Origin of the sequence: Leptolyngbya sp. DQ-M1 (genome assembly GCF_039962505.1) — a bacterium.
Taxonomy (GTDB): Bacteria; Cyanobacteriota; Cyanobacteriia; order Leptolyngbyales; family Leptolyngbyaceae; genus Leptolyngbya.
Genome location: NZ_JAMPLJ010000019.1, coordinates 21,790 through 32,642, shown reverse-complemented (window position 1 = coordinate 32,642; position 10,853 = coordinate 21,790). Strand labels below are relative to the sequence as shown.

9 protein-coding genes are annotated in these 10,853 nt (G+C 47.9%); 6 read left to right on the top strand and 3 right to left on the bottom strand.

Going from position 1 to position 10,853, the window contains the following annotated elements:
• Positions 1 to 571: 571 nt before the first annotated feature.
• The 6 genes from NC981_RS24240 (at position 572) to NC981_RS24215 (ending at position 5,008) form a co-directional block, all read left to right on the top strand.
• Positions 572 to 1,018 carry a hypothetical protein gene (locus NC981_RS24240; RefSeq protein WP_348245381.1) on the top strand — a complete coding sequence of 149 codons (447 nt, stop codon included), beginning with the start codon at positions 572 to 574 and terminating at the stop codon, positions 1,016 to 1,018.
• A gap of 252 nt (positions 1,019 to 1,270) precedes the next feature.
• Positions 1,271 to 1,456, top strand: a complete 186-nt coding sequence (locus NC981_RS24235) for a hypothetical protein (RefSeq protein ID WP_348245380.1) — start codon at positions 1,271 to 1,273, stop codon at positions 1,454 to 1,456.
• A gap of 383 nt (positions 1,457 to 1,839) precedes the next feature.
• Positions 1,840 to 2,097 (top strand): Nif11-like leader peptide family natural product precursor, encoded by a 258-nt coding sequence (locus NC981_RS24230; RefSeq protein WP_348245379.1) that lies wholly within the window; start codon positions 1,840 to 1,842, stop codon positions 2,095 to 2,097.
• Positions 2,098 to 2,109: 12 nt separating this feature from the next.
• Positions 2,110 to 2,697 (top strand): ATP-binding cassette domain-containing protein, encoded by a 588-nt coding sequence (locus NC981_RS24225; protein WP_348245382.1) that lies wholly within the window; start codon positions 2,110 to 2,112, stop codon positions 2,695 to 2,697.
• A gap of 1 nt (position 2,698) precedes the next feature.
• On the top strand, positions 2,699 to 4,753 hold the full coding sequence (locus NC981_RS24220) for an NHLP bacteriocin export ABC transporter permease/ATPase subunit (protein WP_348245378.1): 2,055 nt from the start codon (positions 2,699 to 2,701) through the stop codon (positions 4,751 to 4,753).
• A 3-nt stretch (positions 4,754 to 4,756) separates the two neighbouring features.
• Positions 4,757 to 5,008 (top strand): hypothetical protein, encoded by a 252-nt coding sequence (locus NC981_RS24215; RefSeq protein WP_348245377.1) that lies wholly within the window; start codon positions 4,757 to 4,759, stop codon positions 5,006 to 5,008.
• Between the two features lie 76 nt (positions 5,009 to 5,084).
• On the opposite strand, the gene NC981_RS24210 is transcribed toward NC981_RS24215, so the two are convergent.
• The 3 genes from NC981_RS24210 to NC981_RS24200 are packed head-to-tail and all read right to left on the bottom strand — an operon-like array spanning position 5,085 to position 10,735.
• A complete protein-coding gene (locus tag NC981_RS24210; RefSeq protein WP_348245376.1) occupies positions 5,085 to 5,453 on the bottom strand; it encodes a response regulator in 369 nt (122 codons plus the stop codon).
• Positions 5,446 to 6,915: an ATP-binding protein gene (locus NC981_RS24205; RefSeq protein ID WP_348245375.1), complete on the bottom strand. Its 1,470-nt coding sequence runs from the start codon at positions 6,913 to 6,915 to the stop codon at positions 5,446 to 5,448. The genes NC981_RS24210 and NC981_RS24205 overlap by 8 nt, the downstream gene beginning before the upstream one ends.
• Positions 6,908 to 10,735: a PAS domain S-box protein gene (locus NC981_RS24200; RefSeq protein ID WP_348245374.1), complete on the bottom strand. Its 3,828-nt coding sequence runs from the start codon at positions 10,733 to 10,735 to the stop codon at positions 6,908 to 6,910. Before NC981_RS24200 ends, NC981_RS24205 begins: the two co-directional genes overlap by 8 nt.
• Positions 10,736 to 10,853: the final 118 nt, after the last annotated feature.

Below are 10,853 nucleotides of genomic sequence, written 5' to 3'. Positions count from 1 at the left end.
ACAGGCTCCGTTGAATCGTTGTTTAATTCCAGACTTGAGTTTGTGCTTTTGGGATTTCCGTCCGAGTTCTCGAAAGGGGGGCTTTGAATTCATGCGCTTAATATCATCTCTGTTTTGTTTTGATCTTATGTTTGTTCAGGCGCGACTTGCAGAAGTAGAGCTTGAGAGTAAACTCAGCGAGTGCGAAAGGTGCGCAGGTGATATTCGAGTCGAGGCGTTCTGAGTGTCTCCGGAGATCTAAGAGGATGTTTTAGAGGTAGTCGTTCATTGCATCATCCGCCGCTCGACTGGAAGTCGGGGCTATCGACACAAAGCCGGGTGAAACCGACTGAAGTGCCTGCAAGACATGGCTTTTAGTCCCTTAAGTGGACTTTGTGCCGATAGCCCGTGATTGAAAATCACGGATGGACTACAATCGAAGCGAGAAGCCTTTTTATACTTCTGAAACATCCTCTAAGTGTATCCGGACAAAAGCAACCACAAATAGCTGTCACAGATTTGAAGATGCTTTTGGAAAAAGGTGAGTAGGCTTTGTATATTACACAGCAAAAAAGCCCTGCACTAAGCGAAAATGAACAAACTCGGATTGGTGATCTCGTCCGTTCTAATTCTTCTACCTGGTTGCTTTCCTTCCGTCCGCGCTACTACCGAAGGGCAAATCACTTTCAATAGCAGCAGTCCAGAACCTCTCAGTACGGAAGTTTTTAACAACGACTTGGGCATAGGAAAAACGGATAGTCGAATTGTTGTTGAACTGACAGTTGATAAGAGCCTGCTGTGGTCTGGGGATCAGTTTCGGACAGTTATCATCTCTGGTAGCGACACGAATTGTTTTGCTAGAGACTACATTCGTGGAAAACTGATCAGTGAAGTTCGAGGATACTGCAACTTTCCATCCGGTTCCTTCAAGGAGGTTGTCAATGGCAGGAAAACAGGGAAAACGATCAAAGTTAACTTTGATCCGATCGTCCTTAAAGGCGAGAAGGAAAGGGCAAATCGAGAAATTCTAACCCGTTAGAGAGCTTACGAATAGAAATGTACCATCAGGCAATAGCAGCATAAGCTAACTGATTGGGCGTTGATACCCTTTGATATCTTCAATCACTAGCGAATTGGCGGCAGCCCACGATCGCCTTTTGGCTGGTCTGGAAGGTGACGAGCATTCCGCTTCAGTAGTTACCGTTCTAAATTCTTAATTTACTCTTCCTGATTTATAGTCAACAAAATCCAGTTTTTCTGATGTAGAGATTCGTTCTCCCTGTGATAAGCGTTGCTGACCTGTATTGAGCGCATTCTAAAAATTCTCAACGAGACAGACGGACTCACCCGCAGCGAATTAGTCACTCTGGTCTCACTTATGAGCAGATTAGGCGACAGACCCAAAATCTCAGCATCTCAGGCGCGATCGAGTCCCGGCTGGTCGATCGAGAGCGGCGATACTTCATCAAACAAGTAGAGGGAACCTCGAAAAATTAACCACTTAAGAACCCACATTCAAATTGAAGCGGGAAAGGAGCAACTTTCATTGCTCGGTGAGCGAGAAGCCCGGTTCGCTTGCCCTGATTAAGCTGTAATTTGAGCTTGATGATACACGAATCGCTTGACATTGTAAGTTAAGTGCTTGAGTCCGAGCATCGCGCTCACTGCGTCAAGCCCAATCGAGCGCACGAGTTTGCCGACCATCGTCATGATCTAATCGCCGAAAACATGTTCAACTTTCGCCCGGATTTTCTCCCCTAGTTCTCCTCGATTGATTACTTTACTTCTAATCAGTTCAAGCGACACCAACCAAACAACGGGCGCTGAACACGAAACCATCCACCAATTTGGAGAAATCAAATGCTTAACAACCTTAAAGAACTGCTGCAAAACGCTCAACTGCAAGCTCAAATCAAAGCCGCAGCTAACCAAGGCGAAGTGGTCAAACTGCTGGTAATTGCTGGTGCAGAAAAAGGCTACTCTCTCACAGTAGACAGCGTGAGCCAATTGCTCAATGAACTCAAGGCTGGCTCGAACGAACTGAGCGAAGAAGAGCTACTAGGCGTGAGTGGTGGCAAACCGTACATCTGCTACACCAAGCGCTGCACAACGTTCTAATCTAAATCTACGATCGCGCGGCTGGTCGCTGGCTTGTATCAACCTTGGTCGGGTGAGATTCTATTCGATGGGATGCCTAAAGGCGCAATTAATCCCTCAACATTCATTCAATCTGTATCGATGATCGAGCAAGATATCTTTTTGTTTGGCGGCAGTGTGCGAGACAATCTCACGCTTTGGGATACCACGATTTCTGAAGCACAACTTGTAAAAGCCTGCCAGGATGCAGAGGTGTATGACACCATCCAGTCCTTACCAAGCGGATTTTCAGCGCAAGTGCTAGAAGCAGGCGCAAACCTCAGTGGAGGACAGCGGCAACGGTTAGAAATTGCCCGCGCATTAATCACAGATCCTACTTTTTTGATCTTAGATGAAGTGACAAGTGCCCTTGATGCAGACACGGAACTGCGCGTTGTGAAAAATCTACAGCAACGCGGTTGTACCTGTTTGATTGTGGCGCACCGTTTAAGCACGATCCGCGATTGTGATGAAATTCTTGTCCTAGGCACTAACCAAGTTGTGGAGCGCGGCACTCATGAGAGCTTATGGGCAGCCCAAGGCAGCTATGCCGATTTAATTCGTTTAGCAGGAGCAGATTAAGATGGACGCTTTACTCATTGCTGCCGGAGCCGTAGCACGGACTCAAGGCATTGTTCTTCACCCCCCTCAATCTGATCGATCGACGAAAGATCCACTTGAAGACATTGCGCGATCGTCCCGCATTCGCAAGCGTCGCATTCTGCTAGAACCAGGCTGGTGGAAAACTGATAGCGGATCTCTACTCGGCTATCTAGAAGCAACCGAGCAACTGATCGCCCTACTTCCCATTGCAGCCGGAAAGTATGAATACTTCGATCCCGTAACGCACAAGCGCATTCCGATCAATGCCCACACTGCCGCTCAAATTTCGCCCTCTGCTTGGATGTTTTATCGTCCCTTCCCCCACCAAATAGAAAGCGCGATCGCGCTTCTGCACTTTGCACTCGCTAATCGCCTTGCCGATGGAGTTCGGATTCTCTGGCTTGGATTGGCTGCGGTGCTGTTAGGAATGGTGACACCCCAAGCGATCGTGCTACTGATCACTCAAGCGATTCCTACCGCGGATCGAGACCTTCTACTACTCATTGGAGCAGGATTGCTGGTCATCAGTCTCGCGGTTGCCATTTTTCAAATTGCCCAACGGCGCGTGATTCTGAGAGTGCAAACGATCGCGGAAATGACGGCGCAAGCGGCCCTCTGGGATCATGTGCTGAGGCTGAAACTCTCGTTTTTTCGGCAATATACCAGTGGTGATCTAAGAACCCGCGTTCTATCGATCAACCAAATTCGAGAATTATTTGGTGGGGTAACACTCTCGACTCTGTTAACGAGTCTCTTTGCACTGCTCAATCTAGGACTATTGTTTATCTATAACGTCCCGCTCGCGATTGTTGTCACGCTGATTGCAGGAACAATTCTTGTGGTAACGGCTCGGATTAGAGCGATCGCGCTCAAACATTACCGATCGCGTCAGACTCTAGAAGGAATCATCTTTGGCACGATGACTCAACTGCTCGGCGGAATTGCGAAACTGCGCGTAGCAGGAGCCGAGAATCGTGCCTTCGACTATTGGCATACGCTCTATCGCCAGCAACTTCAGGTCATGCTGAAAACGCAAGCGATCGAAGACCTGCTGATGGTGTTCAACACACTACTCCCCACCGTGAGTTCAATGTTTCTGTTTGGACTTGCCGCCCTCTTGATTCATCAATTTGGACTGTTGATCGGCACGTTCCTAGCGTTTAATGTTGCGTTCAGCGCATTTATCCAGGGTGCCACAGGCTTAAGCAACACGCTGACGCAATTCCTGCAAGCTGAAGTGCTCTGGGAGCAAGCTCAACCGATTCTCCAAGCAACGCCTGAAGTCGACACAAGTCACCGTAATCCTGAGAAACTGACGGGACGAATTAAGCTCGATCGCGTTGATTTTCGCTATCGAGATCAGAGTCCTCTCGCACTAAACCAGGTAACACTAGAAGCCGAGCCTGGCGAACTGATTGCCTTAGTGGGAGCTTCCGGCAGTGGTAAATCAACCTTATTTCGATTGCTGTTGGGCTTTGACACTCCTGAATCAGGAACCGTTTACTATGACGATCAGGACTTAGCGGAATTGGATATCACGGCAGTACGACGACAACTGGGGGTAGTTCTACAACAAGGTCGCTTACAGAATTACTCAATCTTCGAGAACATTGCTAACGGCGCAATAGTCACGTTGGATGAGGCTTGGGAAGCGGCTCGACTGGCTGGAATTGCTGATGATATTCGATCGATGCCGATGGAGATGCACACGCTGCTGTCAGAAGGAGGATTAAATCTGTCAGGAGGTCAGCGACAGCGATTATTCATTGCTCGCGCTCTAGTGCTGAAACCGCGAATTTTACTCTTAGATGAAGCGACAAGCGCTTTAGATAATCTCACCCAAGCCACCGTGAACCGCAACCTAGAGCAACTCAATATCACTCGCATTATGATCGCCCATCGCTTAAGTACGATTCGTCAAGCTGATCGTATCTATGTCCTGGATCATGGCAGCATTGTTCAACAAGGCACTTTCGATCAATTAGCGACACAGCCCGGTCTATTCCAAACCCTCATTGCCCGTCAATCGATTTAAGTCATGAATAATCAGCATTTATTCCGCAGAACCTCACTAGAACGATTGCGCTCTCCAGAGCGTCTTGATCAAGCCGTGCAGATCATCAAGCCTTTAGATTGGCTACCGCTCACTGCCTTGGGGCTGTTAATTCTGCTTGGCTTGGTTGGAGGACTAATGATGTTCCGCTATCGACAATCGCAGTTAACTCAAGGTCTTCATGTCCCTACTGGTGCTGAGGAGTACCAATTGCCTACTTCCCCATCTAGCAATTAGGACTAATAGAACAGACTTGCGTTGAGCGACTGCTTGAACCGCAGACGATGTAGAATTTCGATCAAATTTGGACTTTCTAAGCCAACGCTCGATCGACTTGCTCTGCCAACTTTAGTGGACGGAGCGGCTTCGTAAGAATTGCTGCAACCTCGATCCCCGCAAAGGTATCACCATCTGGCGACTGGGTTTTAGCAGTCACTAGAATTACCGGGATGCTGCTTGTTGCAGAATTTGATCGTAGCGCTTGCAGCGTTGCTCGTCCATCCATTTCTGGCATCATCCAATCGAGCAAGATCACATCGGGCTGGTATTCTGTCGCGATCGCAACGGCTTCTTTCCCGGAAGTAGTTGTTAACACTCTCCAGCCTGCACTCATTTCTAGACCCATCTGTATGACCGACAGTACATCTTTCTCATCATCAACAATCAAGACACATCTACTCATAGCTCTTGTCCGGCAGTGCAAGGGGTAAAGCGACAAAAAACGTACTTCCTTGTCCCAAAGTGCTTTCTACCCAGATCTTACCCTGATGTTGTTCAACAATGCTGCGACAGATTGCTAATCCTAATCCAGTCCCACCCTTGGCGCGATTATCAGAGGTATCGACTTGCTGAAATCGATCGAAGATTAAGTCCAGTTTGTCAGCGGGAATGCCTCGCCCCTGATCGCGCACGGTCAGCAAAACCGAATCCGCGCTTTTCATCTCTGCATCCAGCCACACTGTTTTACCTGGCTCAGAGAACTTAATCGCGTTGCTGAGTAAGTTCGTGAACGTTTGGATTAAACGATCGCAATCTGCCCATAGCATGACGGATAAAGGTTGGAGCTGTAGCTGCACCTGAGCATGGTTTGCCATAGCCTGCATCCCCTCGGTTGCCTGAATCATCGCTTGAGCTAAGTCGCATTGAGCTAGGTGTAGTGTAATTTTGCCGAACTTCAATCGCTCCAAATCAAGAATGTCATTGATTAACCGGGTCAACCGCTCAGTGCTGGTAATGGCAATATTCAACACAGATTGACCCTGATTATTTAAGCTCCCTAGCTGCCCTGTCCCTAATACATCTAACGCACCCATGAGTGAGGAAAGAGGGGTTCGCAGCTCATGACTGACCACAGAGATAAATTCATTTTCTAAACGCTTGCGTTGAGTAATGTCATTGACTAGATTCAGAATACAAGGTACGCCGTCTAGCTCAATGTTTTCCAGAGACAGCAATACAGTTCGTTTTTTGCCTAATTTTGTTCGTAGTTCGCACTCTTGGTTATAGATAGTTTGGGAATCGTGATCGATGTCTAAGTTCAAATCTGCAACAGTCAGTTCAACTATCTCGGATTGCGTGTAACCCGTGAGTTGAAGAAAGGCAGGATTCACTTCTACAAATCGTCCCTCGCTGTGAGTTGTAATCGCGATCGGGTGTGGACTGGTGCGAAACACTTTGGCAAACTTATCTTCGGCTTGTTGCCGTTCTCGGATTTCTGCCTGAAGTTGCAGGTTTTGAACCTGAAGCTGCTGCTGTAACCGACAAACGGTGAGGTGAGTCGTAATTCGTGCTTTGACTTCTGCGATTTGAAAAGGTTTAGTAATGTAGTCTACACCACCCACCTCAAAGGCTTTTACTTTGTCTAGCACATCTCCCAACGCACTAATGAAGATAACGGGAATGTCACGAGTACGATCGTGGAGTTTTAACTGCCGACAGACTTCGTAACCATTCATTTCTGGCATATTCACATCCAGCAGAATCACACCGGGCGGAGCCGCCTGCGCCCCACGTAAAGCCGTTGATCCCTTAGTGACACTACGGACTTTATACCCCTCTTGCTTCAGCATTTCGGTCAGTAAAGTCAAATTTTCCGGGGTGTCATCCACAATCAGAATGTCACCTTTGTAGCCGTTTCTATCCATCAATTTCTCCAATCAGTTCTAGGATCTCATCAAAACAGAAACGTTGGACTAAATTGTTCAACTGCTCTGCTAAACAAGCGTGCGCGGAGGGAATCTCTGCCACTAGTTGCAACACTCGATCCCCATCAACCTCGATCGCAGCTTGCTGTAAGTTCAGAATCCATTCTGAGGGCATCACTTGAATTGTGAATTGCGATTGAGGCTTCTGAACTACAGGAGTAACAGCTTCTAAGGGTTCCGCATAAATAAACTGCACACCTAAATGCTCCTTGAGTTTGTCAGCAATGACTTGCGCTCGAAACGGTTTTCGCACAAAATCATCGCAACCTGCTGTCAGAATTGTGGCTCGTTGTTCTTCAAACGCACTCGCAGTCAGCGCCAGGATTTTTGTCGGTTGCTGCGTGTTGCTTGCTCTTTCTAGAGCGCGAATGTGTCGAGTCGCTTCATAGCCATCCATAATCGGCATTCGCATATCCATCCAGATCAGGTGAGGATGCCAAGTTTGCCAGCATGCGATCGCTTCTTGTCCATTATTCGCGCTGCGGGTTTCAAATCCAAACGCTTGTAGGAGATGTGTCAGTAATCTGCAATTGTCGGGTTGATCGTCCACAATCAATAATCGATAATTCGGTTGATCTGGTGCTAGTCCTAGTACCTGTTTTGAGGAGATCGAGCGAGACGGAATCGAAGCTTGAGTGAGCGTGACTGGAATTTGAAACATAAACGTTGATCCCTGACCCACTGCGCTTTGAATCTGGATGTCACCGCCCATCAATTGCACAAATTGACGGCTAATGGTTAATCCCAATCCAGTGCCCTCTTTGACTTGAATCCCGCTTGCCGTTTGCATGAAGGGCTGAAACAATTGCTCAACTTCTTCGGGGGCAATCCCGCTACCCGTGTCACTTACTGCAAAGTGAAGCAAAGGAGAAAGCACGATCGAGTCATTGTGACCTTGCTGCTCTTCGATTTTCAGGTGGACTTGTAGCGTAATGCTTCCCCGATCGGTAAATTTCACCGCGTTGCTCAGAAGATTGATCAAAACCTGCCGGAGTTTCCCTTCATCAGCCACAATCATCGCAGGCAGATCCGGCGACAAATCAAACGAGAGAGAGAGATGCTTTACTTCTGCTCGAATCCGAAACATTTCTTGCAGCATGTCCAATAAATGCCGCAGATCAAACGGTTCAGGATGAAGCACAATTCGTCCCGCTTCAATCTTGGACATCTCCAGCACGTCGTTGATCAAATTCAGCAAGTGCTCTCCGCTCCGGTTGATCGTCGTGATAAAGCCGCGCTGTCGATCGTTCAATGCACTTTCTCGCTCCATGAGTTGCGTGAAGCCGAGAATGACATTGAGCGGAGTGCGGAGTTCATGACTCATGTTAGCGAGAAAGGTACTTTTAGCGCGATTAGCTGCTTCTGCTGCATCTTTAGCGAGGCGTAGTTCCTGTTCTCGCTGTTTGCGCTCGGTGATGTCATCGTTGAGGCAAAGTAAGTGCGTCAGATTACCCATGTCATCAAATAAAGGAAACTTGATCACACGGGTCAGTAAGCGTTCTCCTGTCGCTGTTGTAATATCAACTTCAGGAGTTTCGATCAGCGATCGTGCTTTCACCACCGCTTGATCTTGTTTGCGGTAATAGTCTGCTTCTGATTCAGGCAATAGCTCATAGTCATTGCGCCCAATGCCTTGCGCTTGGGTAAAACCGACATACAGTTCAGCACATTTATTGATCAGCACGTAACGAAAATCATTGCGAACATCTTTAGCAAAGAACCCAAGCGGAATATTTTCAATCACGCTGTTGAGAAACTGCTGAGACTGACGGAGATCCTCTTCTAGGCGTTTGCGATCAGTAATATCAGCCACCAAAAAATCAATACAGTCATCATCGAAATTGACTCGATTAGACATTAACCACCAGCGAAGCGAACCATCTAGAACTTGAACTGAGACTTCCGTGTTGACTATGCCATGTTCTTGCAAGGCAGTCATGATGCTTTGGGCTTGTTCTTCGCTGGGGCAGTGTTTTTTCCACGGTTGATTGCACAATTCCGAGGGATGATCATAGCCCAGTAGGTCTGCCATGCGCTGATTGCACTCTAGAATAGTGCCCGTGCTAAATTTCGCTCTCCCAACCCCTACATAGGAGTTTTCAAAAATGTTGCGATATTTCTGTTCGCTGCGTCGGAGGGCTTGTTCAGCAAGCTTGCGATCGGTAATATCTTGCAGTGTTCCAATGTGTTGAACCATATTGCCGCGCTCATCCCGTTTGAACACCCTATCGCGGCACAACACCCAGCGCCAATCGCCGTTTGCATGGTGCATTCGACATTCGATTTCTAGATCTTCATGGTCAGCCGCCGCCGCGATCGCTTTTTGATACTCCATCACCGCACCGAGATCATCGGGATGAATCAGAGTCGGCAGCATGTCTGCTCCCATTGCTGCAATTTCGTCGGCTGTGTATCCCAAGAGTTCAAACACTGATCGATTACTGTACCGATTACGTTGTGCTACGATGTCATGGATGTGGACGACCGTCGGAGTTTTTTCGGCAATGCTTTGAGCAAACTGCTGTGCTTCAAAGAGTGCCGCTTCTGTGTGCTTACGATCGGTAATGTCGATCGAAAAAGACGCTGTGTGCCAACAGCCCTCTGCCTCATCCCAATAAGGAGTTAAATTTAACTGAATCCAGCGCAAGCTGCCGTCAGGGTGATGATAGCGGTATTCGTGAGTGTAGGGACGTTCGCTAAAAATGAAATCAAATGCTTCATCGAGGATCGTTTGCAAATCATCGGGGTGGTAACGAGACAGCCACGGTTGCAAATCTGTGAGAAGTTCCTCTGGTGTAAAGCCCCAAAGCTGTAGACTTCCAGACGAGAAATAATCTGGCTCAAATCTTCGATCGGCATAGATTCGATAGTTTGCGATTGCGGCAGAGGTACGATCCAGAATCTCGTTCAGTCGGGCTTCTGAGGCTCGGAGTTCAGTTTCCGCCCGCTTTAAGTCCGTAATATTAGTAGAGATGCCACAAATTGCATAGGGAATGCCATCGGGATCGAGAAGCGGGAACTTGACGGCAAGATAGATTGATTCGCTGTGGGGCGTGTGAATGACTTCTTCAGTCCAAATCGCCTGACCGGATTGCAGCGCCAGTTGATCGTTCGCCTGCAACATTTCTACAACATCTGGAGGTAATAAATCAGCATCGGTTTTGCCTAGAATTTGATCGATCGGCAGTCCTACTTCCTCTGAGACCCAGCGATTCGCAAATAGATAACGCCCTTCTAAATCCTTGGCAAAAATCGGCATGCTCGCATTTTGTAAAATTGCTTCAAATTGCGCCTGAGTTTTTGCCAGAGCCGCTTCTGTTTCTTTTTCGTGAGTGACATCTCGCCCGATCGCAATCAGCATCGCCTGTCCATCTTGATCCGGACAGACCGACAGGTTAGCACGATGCCAGACATAGTGCCCCTGCTTGTGTCGCACCCGATATTCTAAACCTGTATAGGGTCGTTGAGTTGCAATCACCTGCTGAAGTATCTCGGTGCAATCGACTAGATCCTCAGCGTGCAGCAACGACTGAAAGCTTTGCCCTTCTAGCTCGATCGCACTGTAGCCGATCGTCTCCTGAACATTGGAAGAAAGGTAAGTAATGTTGCCTTCGGAGCTGAGGGTACAGATCGTATCGCTGGCGTATTCTGCGATCGCTCGGAACTTGGCTTCGCTTGCTGTTAACTGATCTAGCTGTGCTTCTAGCTTCTCAACTCTCGCTTGCAGTTGCTCGACGACGCTTGTAGCCAGATCAGCCATTACCTCATCCTCAAATACGACTAAAAAAATAACGATAAACGTTCTAAAAATTTCAAACCAGAGCGGGCAGAAAATCGGTTATCCGTTGAACCTCAAAAGCACTTCGTGTCTCTTGAAC

What these genes read in the sequence shown, in the direction of transcription:
- NC981_RS24240 (WP_348245381.1), top strand. Translation starts at nt 572, where the DNA reads ATGAACAAACTCGGATTGGTGATCTCGTCCGTTCTAATTCTTCTACCT.
- NC981_RS24230 (WP_348245379.1), top strand. Translation starts at nt 1,840, where the DNA reads ATGCTTAACAACCTTAAAGAACTGCTGCAAAACGCTCAACTGCAAGCT.
- NC981_RS24220 (WP_348245378.1), top strand. Translation starts at nt 2,699, where the DNA reads ATGGACGCTTTACTCATTGCTGCCGGAGCCGTAGCACGGACTCAAGGC.
- NC981_RS24215 (WP_348245377.1), top strand. Translation starts at nt 4,757, where the DNA reads ATGAATAATCAGCATTTATTCCGCAGAACCTCACTAGAACGATTGCGC.
- NC981_RS24210 (WP_348245376.1), bottom strand. Translation starts at nt 5,453, where the DNA reads ATGAGTAGATGTGTCTTGATTGTTGATGATGAGAAAGATGTACTGTCG.
- NC981_RS24205 (WP_348245375.1), bottom strand. Translation starts at nt 6,915, where the DNA reads ATGGATAGAAACGGCTACAAAGGTGACATTCTGATTGTGGATGACACC.
- NC981_RS24200 (WP_348245374.1), bottom strand. Translation starts at nt 10,735, where the DNA reads ATGGCTGATCTGGCTACAAGCGTCGTCGAGCAACTGCAAGCGAGAGTT.